The sequence below is a fragment of the Pseudomonas sp. Root401 genome (assembly GCF_001425105.1).
Lineage (GTDB): Bacteria > Pseudomonadota > Gammaproteobacteria > Pseudomonadales > Pseudomonadaceae > Aquipseudomonas > Aquipseudomonas brassicacearum.
In genome coordinates this window covers 83,555-103,003 of sequence record NZ_LMDO01000001.1, presented here as the reverse complement: position 1 = coordinate 103,003, position 19,449 = coordinate 83,555, and the positions used below count along the sequence as shown (strand labels likewise).

The 19,449-nt window shown below is 61.8% G+C and carries 16 protein-coding genes; 8 read left to right on the top strand and 8 right to left on the bottom strand.

All coding sequences use genetic code 11. The features are described 5' to 3' along the window. The first annotated feature begins 10 nt into the window (after positions 1-10). Positions 11-418: a YkvA family protein gene (locus ASC85_RS00485; protein ID WP_003200130.1), complete on the top strand. Its 408-nt coding sequence runs from the start codon at positions 11-13 to the stop codon at positions 416-418. A 25-nt stretch (positions 419-443) separates the two neighbouring features. Here ASC85_RS00485 and ASC85_RS00480 read toward each other — a convergent pair whose 3' ends face one another. From ASC85_RS00480 to ASC85_RS00470, 3 genes are all read right to left on the bottom strand, one after another. Further along, positions 444-1,373, bottom strand: coding sequence for a ZIP family metal transporter (locus tag ASC85_RS00480; protein WP_057447816.1), 930 nt, complete (start codon positions 1,371-1,373; stop codon positions 444-446). A 310-nt stretch (positions 1,374-1,683) separates the two neighbouring features. Continuing rightward, on the bottom strand, positions 1,684-2,061 hold the full coding sequence (locus ASC85_RS00475; RefSeq protein WP_013692695.1) for a general stress protein: 378 nt from the start codon (positions 2,059-2,061) through the stop codon (positions 1,684-1,686). Positions 2,062-2,287: 226 nt separating this feature from the next. After that, positions 2,288-2,560 (bottom strand): hypothetical protein, encoded by a 273-nt coding sequence (locus ASC85_RS00470; RefSeq protein WP_057447815.1) that lies wholly within the window; start codon positions 2,558-2,560, stop codon positions 2,288-2,290. A 184-nt stretch (positions 2,561-2,744) separates the two neighbouring features. On the opposite strand from ASC85_RS00470, the gene ASC85_RS00465 reads away from it, so the two are divergent. Then, a complete protein-coding gene (locus ASC85_RS00465) occupies positions 2,745-3,572 on the top strand; it encodes an NAD-dependent protein deacetylase (protein WP_057447814.1) in 828 nt (275 codons plus the stop codon). 46 nt (positions 3,573-3,618) lie between these two features. Here ASC85_RS00465 and ASC85_RS00460 read toward each other — a convergent pair whose 3' ends face one another. Continuing rightward, complete coding sequence (locus tag ASC85_RS00460; RefSeq protein ID WP_057447813.1) at positions 3,619-4,524, bottom strand: LysR family transcriptional regulator; 906 nt, start codon at positions 4,522-4,524, stop codon at positions 3,619-3,621. A gap of 166 nt (positions 4,525-4,690) precedes the next feature. Between ASC85_RS00460 and ASC85_RS00455 the strand changes: the two genes are divergently transcribed. Genes ASC85_RS00455 through ASC85_RS00445 form a run of 3 tightly spaced genes read left to right on the top strand, consistent with a single transcriptional unit; the run spans position 4,691 to position 7,283 of the window. Next, complete coding sequence (locus tag ASC85_RS00455) at positions 4,691-5,389, top strand: CoA transferase subunit A (RefSeq protein ID WP_003200117.1); 699 nt, start codon at positions 4,691-4,693, stop codon at positions 5,387-5,389. 35 nt (positions 5,390-5,424) lie between these two features. Continuing rightward, entirely contained in the window at positions 5,425-6,090 is a 666-nt protein-coding gene (locus ASC85_RS00450; RefSeq protein WP_003180355.1) for a CoA transferase subunit B, read from the top strand. A gap of 11 nt (positions 6,091-6,101) precedes the next feature. Then, positions 6,102-7,283, top strand: coding sequence for an acetyl-CoA C-acetyltransferase (locus ASC85_RS00445; protein WP_057447812.1), 1,182 nt, complete (start codon positions 6,102-6,104; stop codon positions 7,281-7,283). Between the two features lie 249 nt (positions 7,284-7,532). On the opposite strand, the gene ASC85_RS00440 is transcribed toward ASC85_RS00445, so the two are convergent. Continuing rightward, complete coding sequence (locus ASC85_RS00440) at positions 7,533-8,243, bottom strand: FadR/GntR family transcriptional regulator (protein WP_003200113.1); 711 nt, start codon at positions 8,241-8,243, stop codon at positions 7,533-7,535. 77 nt (positions 8,244-8,320) lie between these two features. Between ASC85_RS00440 and ASC85_RS31975 the strand changes: the two genes are divergently transcribed. From ASC85_RS31975 to gudD, 3 genes are read left to right on the top strand one after another with little or no spacing between them, the layout of a single operon-like run. Continuing rightward, entirely contained in the window at positions 8,321-8,584 is a 264-nt protein-coding gene (locus tag ASC85_RS31975) for a hypothetical protein (protein WP_156395596.1), read from the top strand. After that, positions 8,581-9,927 carry an MFS transporter gene (locus tag ASC85_RS00435; protein WP_057447811.1) on the top strand — a complete coding sequence of 449 codons (1,347 nt, stop codon included), beginning with the start codon at positions 8,581-8,583 and terminating at the stop codon, positions 9,925-9,927. The genes ASC85_RS31975 and ASC85_RS00435 overlap by 4 nt, the downstream gene beginning before the upstream one ends. 28 nt (positions 9,928-9,955) lie before the next feature. Beyond that, complete coding sequence (gene gudD, locus ASC85_RS00430) at positions 9,956-11,299, top strand: glucarate dehydratase (RefSeq protein WP_057447810.1); 1,344 nt, start codon at positions 9,956-9,958, stop codon at positions 11,297-11,299. A 126-nt stretch (positions 11,300-11,425) separates the two neighbouring features. Here gudD and glgB read toward each other — a convergent pair whose 3' ends face one another. The 3 genes from glgB to ASC85_RS00415 all read right to left on the bottom strand — a co-directional run bounded on the left by glgB (position 11,426) and on the right by ASC85_RS00415 (position 19,256). Further along, the gene (gene glgB, locus ASC85_RS00425) at positions 11,426-13,660 is read right to left on the bottom strand and encodes a 1,4-alpha-glucan branching protein GlgB (RefSeq protein ID WP_057447809.1); all 2,235 of its coding nucleotides are present in this window, start codon (positions 13,658-13,660) and stop codon (positions 11,426-11,428) included. Positions 13,661-13,671: 11 nt separating this feature from the next. After that, a complete protein-coding gene (treS, locus tag ASC85_RS00420; protein ID WP_057447808.1) occupies positions 13,672-17,016 on the bottom strand; it encodes a maltose alpha-D-glucosyltransferase in 3,345 nt (1,114 codons plus the stop codon). Positions 17,017-17,258: 242 nt separating this feature from the next. After that, positions 17,259-19,256 (bottom strand): alpha-1,4-glucan--maltose-1-phosphate maltosyltransferase, encoded by a 1,998-nt coding sequence (locus tag ASC85_RS00415; RefSeq protein WP_057447807.1) that lies wholly within the window; start codon positions 19,254-19,256, stop codon positions 17,259-17,261. Positions 19,257-19,449: the final 193 nt, after the last annotated feature.

Genomic DNA, 19,449 nt, shown 5'->3' with positions numbered 1-19,449 from the left:
CAGGGCTTTGATGACCAAGCTCCTCGAACGTCTTCGCCAATGGGCCAGGACCCTGAAACGCCAGACCATGACGCTGTGGTTCTGCTATCGCCATCCGCAGACGCCCTGGCTGCCCAAATGGATCGCCGTTATCGTGGTGGCGTATGCCCTGAGCCCCATTGACCTGATCCCGGATTTCATCCCGGTATTGGGTTATCTGGATGATGTGATCTTGCTGCCCCTGGGGATTTGGTTGGCGCTTCGCCTGACGCCGCTCGCAGTGCTGGCAGAATGTGCAGCCAAAGCCCGGCAATGGCAGGAAAACGATGGCCAGCGCCCGGTGAACAAGCTAGCGGCGGCGTTGATTGTGCTGGCCTGGATAGCGACACTGGCAGGTACCTGGTTCATGTTCTACGGCGGTCCCGTCAATACCGGCTGAAACCATGCATTCGGTTCAGGGGGGCTCAGCCCAGCGCCGTGTCGAGAAACATCATCACCGCAAACCCCATCATCAGCCCCAGGGTGGCCGGTGTTTCATGGCCGTTGCGGTGGGTTTCGGGAATCACTTCGTGGGATACCACGAAAATCATCGCCCCCGCCGCCAACCCCAGGCTGATGGGGTACGCGACGGCGACGCCCGATGACATGCCCAGGCCAATCACCGCGCCCAGTGGCTCCATCAATCCCGAGCCGACTGCGATGAGCGCGGCACGCAAGGTGCTGATACCGGTAACCCGCAGCGCCATGGCAATGGCCAGGCCTTCGGGGATGTCCTGGATAGCGATGGCGGTGGTCAGGGGCAGGCCGACCTTGAAGTCGCCGTCGGCAAAACTGACGCCGATGGCCATGCCCTCCGGCAAGTTGTGCAAGGTGATGGCAAGCACGAACAGCCAGACGCGATTGATGCGCTCGGCCTGGGGCCCACGTCGGCCACTGAGTTCGTGCTCGTGCGGCACGAAACGGTCCAGGCCGATCATCAGGGCGACACCCAGGCCCAGGCCGACCACGACGACAAACGCGGCGAGCAACTGATTGCCGCAGATGATCTGTGCCGCTTCGATGCCCGGCAGGATCAATGAGAACGAACTGGCGGCGAGCATCATGCCGGCGGCAAAACCGAGCATGATGTCCTGGGTCCGCGAGGCGATATCGCGCAACACCACAGCCATCAACGCCCCAAGGGCGGTGGCGGCAAAGCCCGAGGTCCCGCCCAACACCGCATAGCCCAGGTTTTGACGATTGGCGCCAACCAGGGCGTTGTAGCCGCTGTAGAGCAGCAATGCAGTCACCAACGCCAGCCCGAGCCAGAACGTCACCCCCAGCAACAGGTTGTCTTGCAGGGGGTTGAGCCAGGTTCGCCAGGGCGATCGAATTCGGGAGGTGGGTTGGTCCATCGAAGGTCCTTACTGGTGTTGACCAAAACATGGCTGATCGTGCTCCTAAACGGTGGCAACGATCAAACGTAATATCCAGGCAAGGAAGCGCTGCCCCCGCCGTTTTTATAGTCGGAGGAAGTAACAGGGTGATTTATCTTTTATTCAATGAACAAGACAAACGGTTCTCGGCTCAACAATTAACGAACATCTTTTAATGAATAAGGCGAAAGACTGTAAAGCCCGACAGTAGTTTAAACCCGGTAAACCCGACTATATAAACCAATGGGGCCCCATGCCATGGGCACGGGGCTTGCCATGTCACCGGGCATTATGAATCACGGCCGCCGCCGCGGCTGTTCTCACCGCCTTTTCTACCCGCTTCGGAGGCTTTCTCCCGGTCGTTGGCAAAGTTGCCGCCCGAGGCCTGGCCACCTTTGCGGCCGGCTTCCGAAGCCCGCTCAGGGTCATTGGCAAAATTACCGCCCGAGGCTTGCCCGCCTTTGCGGCCGGCTTCTGCGGCACGCCCAGGGTCGTTGGCAAAATTACCACCCGAGGCCTGCCCTCCCTTGCGCCCGGCCTCGGATGCACGCTCAGGATTATTGGCGAAGTTACCCCCTGATGCATGGCCGCCCTTTTTCCCGGCTGCCGATGCCTTTTCACGATCGTTAGCGAAATTGCCAGGATTGTTATTTCCTGTGTTAGCCATTTCATTCACCTCGTTTAGTTAATGTCAACGAGCCTTGCTGACTCGTCTTATTCGGAAAACATGACGCCGCCAAGGTTTTAAGGAAACGTCGTAAACGGCGACGAATGGTCAGCGCTCAATTTATATCGCCGCCGCCAATGATCTTTATTGCATCAGGCTATTAAACAGGCCGAGACCGAAACTTCCTGTGGGCTTGCTCGCGATGGCGGTGTGTCAGAAGGCGCCGTCAGGAAGAACCCACCATCAACTGGACCTCAAGGTTGGCCGTCGCCACACCGTGGTTTGCCACATACACATCGGCGGTCCAGCCCTTGGTCTGGTTGTGATAGGACTGAGTGCCCAAGGCCGTGCCGCTGCCCCACTCCAGGATGTCGCCAATATCGATGTCATTGGCCGAACGCAGCACGAGCACGGTATGGCTGTGCTCCTGCTCCACGTACACACCCACCATTGCGCGCGGTCGATTGATGGCCCGTACTTCACCGATGGTCTGTTTCATAAGCCTCCTCTGCGACAGGTTCAGAGCGACCGAAACACCCGATTGCTCTTTTACACATAAGTGTGGAGGTCCCACCGGCAAGGAAAGTTTGCAGAACAGCGCCGCTGAGCGACGAAAGGCGTGACGCAGGCCCCGTGCTCGACAGTGCTACCCTCAACGAATCCAGGCCCACGGAGAAACACCCATGCCGGACGATTTCCATCGCGAACCGCTCGATCAGTTGCAGGCGTACCTGGCCGGACGCCGTTTCCTGGTGCTCACCGGTGCTGGCATCAGCACCCCTTCGGGCATCCCCGACTACCGCGACAGCGACGGTGTACGCCGGGGTCGACAGCCGATGATGTACCAGGAGTTCCTCGCCCAGGCCGAGGCACGACGGCGCTACTGGGCGCGGGCGATGCTGGGCTGGCCGCGGGTGCGGCAGGCCAGGCCGAACGCGGCTCACGAGGCCTTGGCCCAATTGCAGGCACGGCAACGCATCACCGGCCTGATTACCCAGAATGTCGACACGCTGCATGACCAGGCCGGCAGCCAGGACGTCATCGAACTGCACGGCAGCCTGCATCGCGTGCTGTGCCTGGATTGCGGCCAGCGCAGCGAACGGCAGCAGATTCAACAGTTGATGGAAACCGAAAACCCTTACCTGGCCGGTGTCGATGCGGTGCAGGCGCCCGATGGCGACACCCTGCTCGACCCGGCCTTCGAGGCGCGTTTCCAGGTCCCTCGCTGCCCTCACTGCGACGGCGAGCGGTTGAAACCCGACGTGGTGTTTTTCGGCGAGAACGTCGCCCCCCTCACCGCGACCCGCGCCGTGCAAGCCGTCGAGCAAGCGGACGGCCTGCTGGTGGTGGGCTCGTCGCTGATGGCGTATTCGGCGTTTCGCCTGTGCCGGGCCATCAAGGACCAGGGCAAGCCGCTGCTGGCGATCAACCGCGGCAAGACCCGGGCCGATGAGCTGCTGGACCTCAAGCTGGAAGAGCCGTGCGAGCAACTGTTGCCACTGTTGATCTGACACCACGCCATACCCTGTGGGAGCGAGCAAGCTCGCTCCCACAGGATCAGTGATAGCCTGCGGTCAATGTGCCCAAATCCTGATCCCTGAGCGTATCGAACAACGCCTGCGCCGCCGCCGACAGTTCATGCCCCGGCTTGGTCAGCACCCCGATGGCCCGTTCGATCACCGGATCGCTCAAGGTGATGCAGCGGGCACCCAGTTCATGCATCTGCCCGACGCACAGCGCCGGCACGGCACTCACCCCCAGCCCGCTGGCGACCATCCGCCCGACGGTCGCCAACTGGTGGCTCTCGAACTCCACAGGCAGTTTCATGCCCCGGGCCCGCAGATGTTCCTCCAGCATCACCCGTACGGTGGAGGGCCGTTGCAGCGTGATGAAGGGCTGCTCCAGCAGGGTTTCCCAGTGGATTTCGTCGCGCTGGGCAAGGGGTGAGTCCAGTGGCACTACCGCGACGAAACGATCGAGATACAAGGGCGTGAACGCCAATGACGAACCTTGCATCGGCTCGAACGCCACGCCCAATTCGACATGACGATCACGGACCATTTCCAGCACCTGCTCGTTGATCACGTCGTTGACCGTGACGTTGACATTCGGGTAGCGGGCGCGGAAGGTCTTGAGGATCGGCGGTAGCAGGTTGCCGGCAAACGACGGCATCGCCGCCAACGTCACACGACCACGCTGCAAGGTGAAGCGCTGGCGCATTTCATCCTCGGCGTTGTCCCAGTCGGCAATCAGCCGTCGGGCCAGTGGCAGCAAGGATTCGCCTTCGGGCGTCAGCGCCACGTTACGGGTATTGCGGCTGAACAAACGACCGCCGAGGCCTTCTTCCAGGGCCTTGATGGTCAGGCTCAGGGCCGACTGGGACAGGTGCAGCCGCTCGCAGGCCACAGCAAAGCTCAGGCTCTGGGCCACGGCGAGGAAGGCGCGGATTTGCTTGAGGGTCATGGTCGCTTTGCTCCCAGCGGCAAGTGGTTAGCTACAAGCTGCAAGCGGAGGCCGGCAATTATTGAGTTTTATCAATCAATCCAACCTAAAAATCAACTTAACAAATATATGACTTGGCGCAACACTGCATTCCATTGCGACCCCATCAAGAATAAAAGAGGTGTCTATGGCAGGTTTCGACAAACGCGTGAGTTCTTATGAAGAAGCGCTGGAAGGCTTGAAGGACGGCATGACCGTCATCGCCGGCGGCTTCGGCCTGTGCGGTATCCCGGAAAACCTGATCGCCGAGATCAAGCGCAAGGGCATCCGCGACCTCACCGTGGTGTCCAACAACTGCGGCGTCGACGGCTTCGGCCTCGGCGTGCTGCTGGAAGACCGGCAGATCCGCAAGGTGGTCGCCTCCTACGTGGGCGAAAACGCCCTGTTCGAGAAGCAACTGCTCAGCGGTGAAATCGAAGTCGTACTCACCCCCCAAGGCACCCTCGCCGAAAAAATGCGCGCCGGTGGCGCAGGCATCCCGGCGTTCTTCACCGCCACCGGCGTCGGCACCCCGGTGGCCGAAGGCAAGGAAGTGCGTGAATTCCATGGCCGCCAGTACCTGATGGAAGAATCCATCACCGGCGACTTCGCCATCGTCAAAGGCTGGAAGGCCGATCATTTCGGCAACGTGATCTATCGCCACACCGCCCAGAACTTCAATCCGCTGGCCGCCACGGCGGGCAAGATCACAGTGGTGGAAGTCGAAGAAATCGTCGAACCCGGCGAGCTGGACCCGACGCAGATCCACACCCCTGGCATCTACGTCGACCGGGTCATTTGCGGCACGTTCGAAAAACGCATCGAACAGCGCACCGTGCGTAAGTGATCCCCTGCCCCCGGCCCGAATGAAGGAATAACAACATGGCACTTTCCCGCGAACAAATGGCTCAACGCGTCGCCCGCGAAATGCAGGACGGCTACTACGTCAACCTGGGCATCGGCATTCCGACCCTGGTCGCCAACTACATTCCCGAAGGCATGGAAGTCATGCTGCAATCGGAAAACGGCCTGCTCGGCATGGGTGCGTTTCCCACCGAAGCCGAAGTCGATGCCGACATGATCAACGCCGGCAAGCAGACCGTCACCGCGCGCATTGGCGCGTCGATCTTCTCTTCGGCCGAATCGTTTGCCATGATCCGTGGCGGCCACATCGACCTGACCGTGCTCGGCGCGTTCGAGGTGGATGTCGAAGGCAACATCGCCTCGTGGATGATCCCCGGCAAGCTGGTCAAGGGCATGGGCGGCGCGATGGACCTGGTGGCTGGTGCCGAGAACATCATCGTCACCATGACCCATGCGTCCAAGGACGGCGAGTCGAAACTGCTCCCGCGTTGCAGCCTGCCACTGACCGGCGCCGGTTGCATCAAGCGGGTGCTGACCGACCTGGCCTACCTGGAAATCCAGGACGGCGCCTTCATCCTGAAAGAACGCGCCCCGGGCGTCAGCGTCGAGGAAATCGTCGCCAAGACCGCCGGCAAATTGATCGTGCCGGACCATGTGCCTGAAATGCAATTCGCTGCCCAGTGAGGAGAGATTCGATGCAAGAAGTCGTGATTGTCGCCGCTACCCGTACCGCCATCGGCAGTTTCCAGGGTTCGCTGGCTTCCATTCCCGCGCCGGAACTCGGTGCCGCGGTGATTCGTCGCCTGCTGGAACAGACCGGTTTGTCGGGTGAACAGGTCGATGAAGTGATTCTTGGCCAGGTGCTGACCGCAGGCTCCGGGCAAAACCCGGCTCGCCAGGCGGCGATCCTGGCCGGCCTGCCTCATGCGGTGCCGGCGCTGACCCTGAACAAGGTCTGCGGCTCGGGACTCAAGGCGTTGCACCTGGGCGCCCAGGCGATCCGCTGTGGCGACGCCGACGTCATCATCGCCGGCGGCATGGAGAACATGAGCCTGGCCCCGTACGTGTTGCCGGCCGCCCGCACCGGCCTGCGCATGGGCCACGCGAAGATGATCGACAGCATGATCACCGACGGCCTGTGGGACGCCTTCAACGATTACCACATGGGCATCACCGCCGAGAACCTGGTGGACAAGTACGGCATCAGCCGTGAGGAGCAGGACGCTTTCTCTGCCGCGTCCCAGCAGAAGGCCGTCGCCGCCATCGAGGGCGGTCGGTTCACCGATGAGATCACGCCGATCCTGATTCCCCAGCGCAAAGGCGATGCTGTGGCGTTCGCCACCGACGAGCAACCGCGCGCCGGTACGACCGCCGAATCCTTGGGCAAGCTCAAGCCTGCCTTCAAGAAGGATGGCAGCGTCACCGCTGGCAACGCGTCTTCGCTGAATGATGGCGCCGCCGCGGTGATCCTGATGAGCGCGGAAAAAGCCAAGGCCCTGGGCCTGCCCGTGCTGGCGAAAATCAGTGCCTACGCCAATGCCGGCGTCGACCCGGCCATCATGGGCATTGGCCCGGTCTCGGCCACCCGCCGCTGCCTGGACAAGGCTGGCTGGTCGCTGGATCAACTGGACCTGGTCGAAGCCAACGAAGCCTTCGCCGCCCAATCGCTGGCCGTGGCCCGGGAACTGAAATGGGACATGGACAAGGTCAACGTCAATGGCGGCGCCATCGCCCTGGGCCACCCTATCGGCGCATCGGGGTGCCGAGTCCTGGTGTCGCTGCTACATGAAATGATCAAGCGCGACGCCAAGAAAGGCCTCGCGACACTGTGCATCGGCGGCGGCCAAGGCGTGGCCCTGGCGCTGGAACGGGCATAACCGACACAGGTTCAACGGTGGTTGCGCGGCCCCACGAATATCCGCGCAGCCACTGGCACCACCACCGGCGCAATCTCGGTTGCGCCGGTTTTTTTTGCCTGCTGGTTTTGAGCACGGCCTACCGGCCTCATCGCGAGCAGGCTCGCTCCCACAGGGGATTGGCGGTGAGCACAGAACCCCAGAGCACCACAGATCCACTGTGGGAGCGAGCTTGCTCGCGATGGCGGTGGGTCAGGCGACGATGAGCCGTCAGGAACCCGCGCCAAACCGGTCGCGGCTGTTGGTCAGATGCAGCCACATGGCGGCGCGGGCGGCGTCCGGGTCCTGGCGTTTGATGGCGTTGAAGATCGCCTCATGCTCGAGGTTGGCCAGTTGTGCCAGCTTGCCCAGGTCCGCCTGGCCGCGTTCGGCCACGTTCACTCGGGTCCTGGGGATCATCGCACTGCCCAGGTGCTGCATGATTTCGACAAAACAGGCGTTGTCCGTGGCTTCGGCGATGAGCAGATGGAAGCGCCGGTCGGCCTCGACACAGCTATCGTTGTTACTGGACAACCGCTGATAGTCATCCAGCGCCTGGCGCATCTGCTGCAACTGGTGTTCGCTGCGGCGCTGGGCCGCCAATGCCACCGCCTGGGTCTCCAGGCCCAGGCGCAGCTCCAGGATTGCCCGCACACCCGCCGCAGTGTCGACATTGAGCCGCAACCCAGGCTCGCCGGTTTGCGCCAGCACAAAGGTGCCGATGCCGTGGCGAGTCTCCACCAGCCCCGAAGCCTGCAACTTGGAAATCGCCTCGCGCACCACGGTCCGGCTGACGCCATGCTCGCGAACGATGGCACCTTCCGATGGCAGTTTTTCCCCGGGTTTCAACTGCCCCAGCAAGATGCTCTGGCTCAGCTTCGCCACCAGGTCATGGGCCAGGTTGTGGGTACGCTTGCGCAGCGGCGCTTCGGTGTCTTGCATCGCCAGGGTTCCTCGAAAACAGGCTGATCGATCCTATCATCAGCAGGCTTGAGAGTGAGTATTACCGAACGCCGAACTTGTATGACAACACACCGATTCTGGCTATTTACTTCGAATATCAACGCCAAGAAAGCCTCGAATTCTGCCGCGCCGAGCCCCCTGCGCACAGTCAAAAACTCCAACAACACCCAATAAAAGCAGTAACAACAAGTCTGACCGCCCATCCATTCGCGCTAAAAAATGTGTTGTCACTCAAAAAAATCAAGTTGTATGATGTCTATCAACATCGACACCTGCACGATGCCCCGCATAAAAATAACGAGTGGGAGAAAAACCAGTGAACACATCCAGCCTCAAGGCAAATGCCGGAGCGGATCCGGTGCTGCTGTCGGCCATCGCCAAGGTCAAGCGCCACATCCTGCCGCTGTTCGTCATCATGTTTATCGTCAACTACATCGACCGCGTGAACATCGGCTTCGTGCGCGCCCATATGGAGCACGACCTGGGCATCGGTGCTGCGGCCTATGGCTTTGGTGCCGGCCTGTTCTTCATCGGCTATGCGCTGTTCGAAGTTCCGTCCAACATCCTCTTGCAACGAATCGGCGCGCGCATCTGGCTGACCCGCATCATGCTCACCTGGGGCCTGGTGGCCGCGGGCATGGCCTTCATCCAGAACGAAACCCACTTCTACATCCTGCGCTTCCTGCTGGGTGTGGCCGAAGCCGGTTTCTTCCCCGGGGTGATCTACTACTTCACTCGCTGGTTGCCCGGTGTCGAACGCGGCAAAGCCATCGCCATCTTCCTCAGCGGCTCGGCCATTGCATCGCTGATCTCCGGCCCGCTGTCGGGATTGCTGCTGCAAATCAACGGCCTGGGCATGCACGGCTGGCAGTGGATGTACTTCATTGAAGGGATGTTTTCCGTCGGCCTGTGCGTCTTCGTCTGGTTCTGGCTGGACTCCAAGCCCCACGACGCCAAATGGTTGAGCCGTGAAGAACAAGACGTGCTGGTCAAGACCATCGACGATGAACAGCGCGCACGGGAAGCCGCTTCGCCGATCAAACTGTCCATCGGCCAACTGCTCAAGGACCGCCAGATCATCCTGTTTTGCCTGATCTACTTCTTCATCCAATTGACGATCTATGCCGCCACGTTCTGGCTGCCGAGCATCATCAAGAAAATGGGCGAACTGAGTGACATCCAGGTCGGGCTGTTCAACTCGATCCCGTGGTTGCTGTCGATCGTCGGCATGTACGCCTTCGCTTCGCTGTCGGCCAAGTGGAAATTCCAACAGGCCTGGGTCGCCGCAGCCTTGTTGATCGCGGCAGCCGGGATGTTCATGTCCACCACCGGCGGGCCGATCTTCGCCTTCGTCGCCATCTGCTTCGCGGCCCTGGGTTTCAAGTCGGCGTCGTCGCTGTTCTGGCCAATTCCCCAGGCTTACCTGGACGCCCGGATCGCCGCAGGGGTAATTGCCCTGATCAACTCGGTGGGCAACCTCGGTGGGTTCGTCGCCCCGACCACGTTCGGCCTGCTGGAACAGCACACCGGCTCGATCCAGGGCGGCCTCTATGGCCTGGCGGCCACGTCGATCATTGCCGCGATCATCGTATTTGCCGCACGTAATACACCCAAACCCAACGCAGTCACGACGCCAGCCAACCCGGCCGCCAGCCACGCCTGATCATTCGATTGTTCAAGGATAAATACAGATGAGCACCCCAGAAACCAGCAAAGCCCCGATCATCACCAGCATGCAGATCGTGCCCGTGGCCGGCCACGACGGCATGTTGCTGAACCTCAGCGGCGCCCATGGCCCGTTCTTCACCCGCAACATCGTCATCCTCAAGGACAATGCCGGCCACACCGGCGTGGGCGAAGTACCCGGTGGCGAGCGCATTCGCCAGACCCTCGAAGACGCCCGTTCGCTGGTGGTCGGCAGCCCCATCGGCACATACCAGAAGATCCTCAACACCGTGCGCCACGCCTTTGCCGACCGCGATGCCGGCGGCCGTGGCCTGCAGACCTTCGACCTGCGCATCACCATCCACGCGGTGACCGGCCTCGAAGCGGCGTTGCTGGACCTGCTCGGCCAACACCTGGACGTACCGGTCGCGGCGCTGCTTGGCGAAGGCCAGCAACGCGATGAAGTGAAGATGCTCGGCTATCTGTTTTACCTCGGCGATCGCCAACAGACCGACCTGCCCTACCGCAGCGAGCCGGACGCCGACAATGACTGGTTCCGCGTACGCCATGAGAAGGCCCTGGACGCCGACGCCGTGGTGCGCCTGGCCGAGGCCGCCCACGCTCACTATGGTTTCCAGGACTTCAAGCTCAAGGGCGGCGTGCTTCAGGGAGACGCAGAGATCGAAGCGGTCACGGCGCTGGCCGAGCGCTTCCCCCAGGCACGCATTACCCTGGACCCGAACGGCGCCTGGTCACTCAAGGAAGCGATCCGTTTGTGCCGCGACCAGCACAAAGTACTGGCCTACGCCGAAGACCCTTGCGGTGCCGAGAACGGCTATTCGGGCCGCGAGGTCATGGCCGAGTTCCGCCGCGCCACGGGCCTGAAGACCGCCACCAACATGATCGCCACCGACTGGCGCGAGATGGGCCACGCCATCACCTTGCAGTCCGTGGACATTCCCCTGGCCGATCCGCACTTCTGGACCATGCAGGGTTCGGTACGGGTGGCGCAGATGTGCAATGAATGGGGCCTGACCTGGGGCTCGCACTCCAACAACCACTTCGACATTTCCCTGGCGATGTTCACCCACGTGGCCGCCGCCGCACCGGGCGACATCACGGCCATCGACACCCATTGGATCTGGCAGGACGGCCAGCGGCTGACCAAGGCGCCCTTGCAGATCCAGGGCGGTTGCGTGCAGGTGCCGAAAAAACCGGGGCTGGGGATTGAGCTGGACACCGACCAACTGGCCAAGGCCCATGAGTTGTACAAAGGCATGGGCCTTGGCGCGCGGGACGATGCGGTGGCGATGCAGTTCCTGATTCCAGGCTGGACGTTCAACAACAAGCGGCCGTGCCTGGTTCGCTAAAGCGGGCAATATCCCTTGTGGGAGCGAGCCTGCTCGCGATGACGGCGGCACATCCACATAACCTTCTCAGGCAGACCGCATCGCGAGCAGGCTCGCTCCCACAGGGTTGCATGGCAAGACTCGCGACTAACCCTCCGGCCGCAGGATCAATACCGCCAATGGCGGCAAGTTGAGTTCCAGCGACAGCGCCTGGCCATGGCTGGGCACTTCTTCGGTGGAGGCACCACCGCCATTGCCATAATTGGAACCGGCGTAGGTGTCGGCATCGCTGTTGAGCAGTTCGACCCAGCGCCCGCCGAACGGCACGCCGACCCGGTAGGCCTCGCGCGGCACCGGTGTGAAGTTGGCGACCACCAGCACTGGCCGGCCTTCCTTGCTCCAGCGCAGCCAGGCGTAGACGCTATTGACCGCATCGTCGCCAATCAGCCACTGGAAACCCTGGGGCGCATCATCCTGGTCATGCAGCGCCGGTTCTTCGCGATACAGACGGTTCAGATCGCTCACCAGTTTCTGCACACCACGGTGCTCAGGGTATTGCAGCAGGTACCAGTCCAACTGCTGGTCGTGGTTCCACTCGCGCCATTGGCCAAACTCACAGCCCATGAACAACAGCTTCTTGCCGGGATGGCCCCACATGAAGCTGAGGTAGGCCCTCAGGTTGGCGAATTTCTGCCAGCGGTCACCGGGCATCTTGTCGATCAGCGAGCGTTTGCCATGAACCACTTCGTCATGGGAAATCGGCAGGACGAAGCGCTCGGACCAGGCATACACCAGGCCAAAGCTCAGTTCGTTATGGTGATGGGCGCGGTACACCGGGTCTTGCTGGATGTAGTGCAGCGAATCGTGCATCCAGCCCATGTTCCACTTGTAGGCAAAACCCAGGCCGCCCTGCTGGGTGCTCTGGCTGACGCCTGGCCACGCCGTGGACTCTTCGGCGATGACCAGCGCACCGGGGGTTTCCAGCGCCACCACATCGTTGAGGTGCCGGAGGAAATCGATGGCTTCGAGGTTTTCCCGACCACCATGGCGGTTGGGCACCCACTCACCGGCCTTGCGCGAATAGTCGCGGTACAACATCGAGGCCACGGCATCCACCCGCAGGCCATCGACGTGGAAATGCTTGAGCCAGTGCAGCGCCGACGCCAGCATGAAGCCGTGCACTTCGGTGCGGCCCAGGTTGTAGATCAGCGTGTCCCAATCCTGGTGGAAGCCTTCCAGCGGGTTGCCGTATTCGTACAGCGCGGTGCCGTCGAACTGGGCCAGGCCGTGGGTGTCGGTGGGGAAATGCGCCGGTACCCAGTCGAGGATGACGCCGATATTGGCCTGGTGGCAGGCGTTGACGAACGCCGCGAAATCGTCCGGCGAACCGAAGCGTGCCGTCGGCGCGAATTGCGACAACGGCTGATAGCCCCAGGAACCGCCGAACGGGTGCTCCATGATCGGCATCAGCTCGATGTGGGTGAAGCCCAGGTCCTGGACATACGGGATCAGCCGCTCGGCCATTTCATGCCAGTTGTATTGCCGGGCCACCTCCCCCGCCTCGTCGATTTCGCACTGCCAGGAGCCGGCGTGCAATTCGTAGATCGACAGCGGCGCCCCCGGGAGCTGCCGCTCGCGACGGTGCTGCATCCACTCGTCGTCCTGCCACTCGATCTTCAGGGGTGAGGCGACTCTCGAAGCCGTGTCTGGCGGCATCTGCGTGGCCAGGGCCACCGGGTCGGCCTTGAGCGGCAAAATCCCGTGGGCGCCGAGGATTTCATACTTGTAACCTTCACCGGCACCTAGCCTGGGGATGAATATCTCCCACACGCCGGACGGATAACGGATGCGCATCGGATGCCGACGCCCGTCCCAGACGTTGAAATCCCCGACCACCGAAACGCGCCGGGCATTCGGCGCCCAGACCGCGAACCGCACGCCGTCGATGCCATCGACGGTGGTCAGTTGCGCACCGAGGCAGGAACTGAGATCGCGGTGATTGCCCTCGCCAAACAGGTAAAGGTCCATCTCCCCCAGCAACGGACCGAAGCTGTAGGGGTCTTCGGCAACCTGCTCGCCGCCAGCCCAACGGGTGCGCAGCAAATACGCCTGGGCACGGTCGAAATGGCCGACGAACAGTCCCGGGGTTGCGGTGGGTTGCAGCTCCCCCAGCTCTTCGCCGTCATCACGGGCCAGCACATGCACGCTCAGGGCTCCGGGCAGATACGCGCGAATGAATTGGCCGCCGGCGTCGTCGCCATGAGGCCCCAGGATGGAAAACGGGTCGTGGTGTTCGGCGCGCACCAGCGCGTCGATGTCATGGGGCGCCGGCAGCAACGACTCTTTGGCCTGCCCCTGTGGTTCTTTGTTCGAGACACTCATGATTCTCTCCACTAAATCGGTCCGGCTACGTCGGAAAAGGGTTGCAGCCCACTCAATAACCCGACCAGACCGTGTAACGGCACGGGCAGCCAGGTGGGGCGATTCTCGGCTTCATAGGCCACTTCATAGGCCGCCTTCTCCAGGCCGAACAACGCCAGCGCGGCGTCTTCGCCTTCAGCATCCTTCCACTCATGGGCAAGACTAGCTGCCGCCAGCCGATATGCCTCGACAAATGCCTGGCGAGCCTCTTTCAGATAACGATCGGCGACCCGTTGCCGCGCCGCATCGGCATCGGCCGTGCTGTCGACGGTGTGCAAGTGAATCGCCATGGCTGCCGCATAATCGAAGGAACGCAGCACGCCACTGACGTCCTTATAGGGGCTGTGCTTGCCCCGTCGTTCATGCAATGGCCGCGCCGGCTCACCTTCGAAGTCGATCAGGTAGGCATCGCCCTTGATCACCAGCACCTGCCCCAGGTGCAGGTCACCGTGGACACGAATGCGCAAGCCTCCCTCAGCCTTGCCGGCCAGCGTCTGGACATGGGCCAGGACGGTTTTCTTGTGCTCCAGCAAGCGTGCGACCATGGCCTGGTCCGCGGGGTTCAATTGGCCCTGGTTCTGCTTGAGCAGGCGCAAGGCGTTTTCCACTTGGGCGGCCACGTCCTTGCCGATGGCCTGGGCTTGCTTGGCGTTGGTAGCCTGGGGCGCGAAGTCCGGGTCGTCGGTGGACTGGGCCAATACCTGGTGCATTTCCCCCAGGCGCTGGCCGAGCATGCCGGCGAAATCCTTCAGTTCGCCCAGGGCGTTGTAATGCTGCTCCTGCTCGGACACGGCGTCCGCCAGCTCATCGCGCAGGGCGCGTTCGAGGTTGTTCTGGGTCCATTCCCAGGCGTCGCCCTGATTGCTCAAGTAGCCCTGGGCAATCATCAGCAGCGCATCTTCACCCTGGGCGTCGCGGCGAACCACCGAACCCAGCAGCGGTGAAATATTGCTGAAACCGGCAGCGGTCAGGTAAGCGCTCATTTCCAGTTCCGGGTGCACACCCGAGGCGACCTTGCGAATCAGCTTGAGCACCAGGCTGCTACCCACCACCACCGAACTGTTGGACTGTTCGGCGGACAGGTAACGCACCTCTGGCTCATCCCCCAGGTTCAGCGCGGCCAGGCCTTCGGTGGGCTCGAAGCGCAACTCACCTTCGGCGAACGGCAGCACCGTGGCGGCCTGCATACTGTGCAGCACGGCGCGCACGAAGCTTTCCAGGCTGAATGCATCGGTGATCAGTCCCACCTGACGCACCCGACGTACTCGCGACAACGCCAGTTGCTGCGGCAACGCCGCACCGACCTGGTCTTCGGCGAGCAGACCGAACGGCAGCTGATAACGCAGGGTCTGGCCGCCACTGGTGACATCGATTTCGCTGAGCAGCACCGGGTGCTGCGGGTCACCAAAGCGCACGCCATAGACAATCTCGACCTTCTCGATCGCACTGTCCTTGCCGGCGAACCAGCGCCGGTTCTGCAACCAGCTCGGCAGGATGGTTTGCTCCAGCGTGGTGCGCGATGGCGCTTCGAGCAATTCTTCCAGGCGTTTTTTCAGCACCAGGGTGGTGAAGTCCGGCAGGCTCTGGGCCGGTTCCACGTGCCAGCTCGGCATCTGGTTCTCGGTTGCCAGGGCGAACCAATAGAAACCGTACGGCGCGAGGGTCAGCAGGAAGTTCAACTGGCCAATGGGTGGGAAGGCATTGCCGCCGAGCATCTCCACCGGGACCATGCCGGCGTAGGTCGACAGATCCAGTTCGGCAGCCTGGGCGCTGCGGGACACGTTGGCCACGCAGAGGATGATTTCGTGCTTGCCGTCGGGCCCGGTGTATTCGCGGGTATAAGCCAGGATCCGGCGATTGCTCGGTGAGAGCATCTTCAACGTGCCACGGCCGAAGGCCTTGGACTGCTTGCGCACCGCCAGCATCCGCCGGGTCCAGTTGAGCAGCGAGTGCGGGTCGCCGGCCTGGGTCTCGACGTTGACCGACTGGTAGCCGTATTGCGGGTCCATGATCGGCGGCAGCACCAGGCTGGCCGGGTCGGCGCGGGAGAAACCGCCGTTGCGGTCGATGGACCACTGCATCGGCGTACGCACGCCATCGCGGTCGCCGAGGTAGATGTTGTCGCCCATGCCGATTTCATCGCCGTAGTACAGCGTCGGCGTGCCAGGCATCGACAGCAGCAGGCTGTTGAGCAACTCGACGCGACGACGGTCGCGCTCCACCAACGGCGCCAGGCGCCGACGAATACCCAGGTTGATGCGCGCCCGACGGTCGGCGGCGTAGTAGTTCCACAGGTAGTCACGCTCCTTGTCGGTGACCATCTCCAGGGTCAACTCATCGTGGTTGCGCAGGAAAATCGCCCACTGGCAATTGGCGGGGATCTCCGGGGTCTGGCGCAGGATGTCGGTGATAGGGAAGCGATCTTCCTGGGCCAGCGCCATGTACATGCGCGGCATCAGCGGGAAGTGGAAGGCCATGTGGCATTCGTCACCGTTCATCCCTTGGGCGTCGACATCGCCGAAGTACAACTGGGTGTCTTCCGGCCACTGGTTGGCTTCGGCCAGCAACATGCGGTCGGGGTAGTTGGCGTCGATCTCGGCGCGGATCAGCTTCAGGACGTCATGGGTCTCGGGCAGGTTTTCGTTGTTGGTGCCGTCGCGCTCGATGAGGTACGGGATGGCGTCCAGGCGCAGGCCGTCGATGCCCATGTCGAGCCAGTAGCGCATCACCGACAACACCGCCTTGATGACCTGCGGGTTGTCGAAGTTGAGGTCGGGCTGGTGGGAGTAGAAGCGGTGCCAGAAGTACTGGCCCGCCACCGGGTCCCAGGTCCAGTTGGACTTCTCGGTGTCGAGGAAGATGATGCGCGTGCCGTCGTACTTGTGGTCGTCATCGGACCAGACGTAGAAGTCCCGCGCCTTCGAACCCGGCTTGGCCTTGCGCGCGCGCTGGAACCAGGGGTGCTGGTCCGAGGTGTGGTTGATGACCAGCTCGGTGATCACCCGCAGGTTGCGCTTGTGGGCTTCGGCAATGAACCGCCGCGCATCGGCCATGGTGCCGTAGTCGGGGCTGACGCCACGGTATTCGGCAATGTCATAACCGTCGTCGCGCCTGGGCGAAGGATAGAATGGCAGCAGCCAGATAGTGTTGACGCCCAGATCGGCGATGTAGTCGAGCTTTTCGATCAGGCCGGGAAAGTCACCGATCCCGTCGTTATTGGAGTCGTAATAGGATTTTACGTGGACTTGGTAAATCACCGCGTCCTTGTACCAGAGCGGATCTTTGATGAAGGTGGCAGACCGGGGTTTCTTCGCCATTTGCAACTCCTGATGAATTCAATAAAGCCGCGGGATACAGGCTTGTGAGGTCTTTTTGTGGCGGAGGGCTTTATCCCCCTGTAGGAGCTGGCGAAGCCTGCGATCTTTTGATCTTTCGCTTGAGATTCAAGTGTCTGGGGCAAGATCGCAGCCTCGTTTCACTCGACAGCTCCTACACAGCTCCTACATAGCTCCTACATAGCTCCTAGGCAGCTCCTAGGCAGCGCCTGTGGGAGTGCGCATCACGCCACGCTGATCCGCCAAATCCCGAACGGCTGGTACGCCGGGTCAATCCGCATGAACTGGTACTTGCCGTACCAGCTCCAGCGATGTCCGTTCATCAGATCCTCGCCTTGGGTCTGGGCGTCGTCGGGCAGGCCCATCTCCCACAGCGGCAACTCAAAACTGGCTTCCTGCGGGTTGTGCGGATCAAGGCTCACCGCCACCAGGATGAAATTGCTGCCGTCGGCGGTGCGCTTGCCGAAATAGAGAATGTTGTCGTTCCAGGCGTTGTAGATTTTCAGGCCCAGGTGGGTATGCAGCGCCGGGTTCTGCCGGCGGATGCGGTTGAGCTGGGCGATCTCGGCAATGATGTTGCCCGGCGCGGTGAAGTCCCGGGGGCGGATCTCGTATTTCTCCGAATCGAGGTATTCCTCCTTGCCCGGCACCGGTGCCGACTCACACAGCTCGAAACCCGAATACATGCCCCACAGGCCCGAGCCCATGGTTGCCAGGGCCGCGCGGATCAAAAAACCGGCGCGCCCCGACTCATGAAGAAAGGCCGGGTTGATGTCTGGCGTGTTGACGAAAAAATTCGGCCGGTAGCATTCACGCCACGGCGATTCATTAAGCTCACTGAAGTAGGTCGCCAGCTCAGCCTTGGTGTTGCGCCAAGTGAAGTAGGTATAGCTCTGGGAGTAACCGACCTTGCCCAGCCGCGCCATCATCGCCGGGGTGGTGAACGCTTCAGCCAGGAAGATCACTTCAGGGTACTGGGCTCGCACATCGGCGATCAGCCATTGCCAGAACGGCAGCGGCTTGGTGTGAGGGTTGTCGACGCGGAATATCTTCACGCCTTCCTTGACCCAGCCCACCACGATGTCCCGCAGCTCCACCCACAGGCTGGGAATCGCATCGGCCGCGTAGAAATCAACGTTGACGATGTCCTGGTATTTCTTCGGTGGGTTTTCCGCATATTTGATCGTGCCGTCCGGCCGCCAGCTGAACCAGCCCGGGTGCTGCTTGAGCCAGGGGTGGTCCTGGGAACACTGGATCGCGAAGTCCAGGGCGATCTCCAGGCCGTGGTCAGCGGCCGCCGCCACCAGGCGCCGGAAGTCCTCGCGGCTACCCAATTGCGGGTGAATGGCCTCGTGCCCACCCTCCTCGCTGCCAATGGCATACGGACTGCCCGGGTCGTCGGGACCGGCGGTGAGGGAGTTGTTCGGGCCTTTGCGGAAACTGCGACCGATGGGGTGGATCGGCGGGAAGTACAGCACGTCGAAGCCCATGTCCTGGATCACCGCCAGGCGCGAATGCACGTCGTTGAAAGTGCCGTGGCGCCGGGGATCGTCGGTGATCGAGCGGGGAAACAGCTCATACCAGCTGGCAAACTCGGCCAGCTGGCGCTCCACATCCAGCGGATACTCGGGGCTGATGCTCAAGTACGGGCGATGATCGGCCCGAGACATCAGATCGGCACTGCGCGGTGCCAGGAACAGCGCCACCTGCTCGGTCGGCAACAAGCCGGAGAGCTCATGGTGCAAGGCAGCCAGTTGCTCGCTCAGTTCACCCGTGCTGCGCTCGACGGCCATTTGCACTTGGCTGCGCCCTTCCTGCAACTCCAGGCTGATCGGTACCCCTGCACCGAATTTCTTCTCCAGCTCGTAGCGAAAACTGGCGAACTGATCGATCCAGGCCTCGATACAAAACACATAGCGACCTTGTTCCGGCACGTTGAACTGGCCCTGCCAGCCGTTGTTGCCCAGGTCACTCATAACCTCGCTGTTCCACACTTCATCCTGCAGCGCACGCCAGCGAATGCGCACGGCCAGCTTGTCATGACCATCGGCGAAGACTTTGCTGGTCACTGTCACGTCCTGCCCAGCCACGGCCTTGGCGGCGAATTGTCCGCCGTCGATCACCGGCATGGTGTTTTCAATAGCAATACGCGGCAACAGCAAGGCTTGGGACAGCGGCAAATGCGGGTTGCAGGCCAGTTCAGTCGGGTGTTCGGCAGTCATCGAGCATCGCTCCTTTTACGCCCCATGGACGCGCTTGTGGCGGTAAAGGCCCAACGGGTCCCTGAAAAAACTCACTTAAACTCCGAACCGAATCAACGGCTAAAAGTTCAGAGGGATTTACCCCGATGCATCCGGGGATCAAAGCCGGTGCAAGGCGGTCAACAACAATAAGCACGACTCAAGCCATGTGCGT

Bases quoted from the DNA above. Each gene is read 5' to 3' on its own strand.
- ASC85_RS00485 (WP_003200130.1), top strand. From the start codon at position 11: ATGACCAAGCTCCTCGAACGTCTTCGCCAATGGGCCAGGACCCTGAAA.
- ASC85_RS00480 (WP_057447816.1), bottom strand. From the start codon at position 1,373: ATGGACCAACCCACCTCCCGAATTCGATCGCCCTGGCGAACCTGGCTC.
- ASC85_RS00475 (WP_013692695.1), bottom strand. From the start codon at position 2,061: ATGGCTAACACAGGAAATAACAATCCTGGCAATTTCGCTAACGATCGT.
- ASC85_RS00470 (WP_057447815.1), bottom strand. From the start codon at position 2,560: ATGAAACAGACCATCGGTGAAGTACGGGCCATCAATCGACCGCGCGCA.
- ASC85_RS00465 (WP_057447814.1), top strand. From the start codon at position 2,745: ATGCCGGACGATTTCCATCGCGAACCGCTCGATCAGTTGCAGGCGTAC.
- ASC85_RS00460 (WP_057447813.1), bottom strand. From the start codon at position 4,524: ATGACCCTCAAGCAAATCCGCGCCTTCCTCGCCGTGGCCCAGAGCCTG.
- ASC85_RS00455 (WP_003200117.1), top strand. From the start codon at position 4,691: ATGGCAGGTTTCGACAAACGCGTGAGTTCTTATGAAGAAGCGCTGGAA.
- ASC85_RS00450 (WP_003180355.1), top strand. From the start codon at position 5,425: ATGGCACTTTCCCGCGAACAAATGGCTCAACGCGTCGCCCGCGAAATG.
- ASC85_RS00445 (WP_057447812.1), top strand. From the start codon at position 6,102: ATGCAAGAAGTCGTGATTGTCGCCGCTACCCGTACCGCCATCGGCAGT.
- ASC85_RS00440 (WP_003200113.1), bottom strand. From the start codon at position 8,243: ATGCAAGACACCGAAGCGCCGCTGCGCAAGCGTACCCACAACCTGGCC.
- gudD (WP_057447810.1), top strand. From the start codon at position 9,956: ATGAGCACCCCAGAAACCAGCAAAGCCCCGATCATCACCAGCATGCAG.
- glgB (WP_057447809.1), bottom strand. From the start codon at position 13,660: ATGAGTGTCTCGAACAAAGAACCACAGGGGCAGGCCAAAGAGTCGTTG.
- treS (WP_057447808.1), bottom strand. From the start codon at position 17,016: ATGGCGAAGAAACCCCGGTCTGCCACCTTCATCAAAGATCCGCTCTGG.
- ASC85_RS00415 (WP_057447807.1), bottom strand. From the start codon at position 19,256: ATGACTGCCGAACACCCGACTGAACTGGCCTGCAACCCGCATTTGCCG.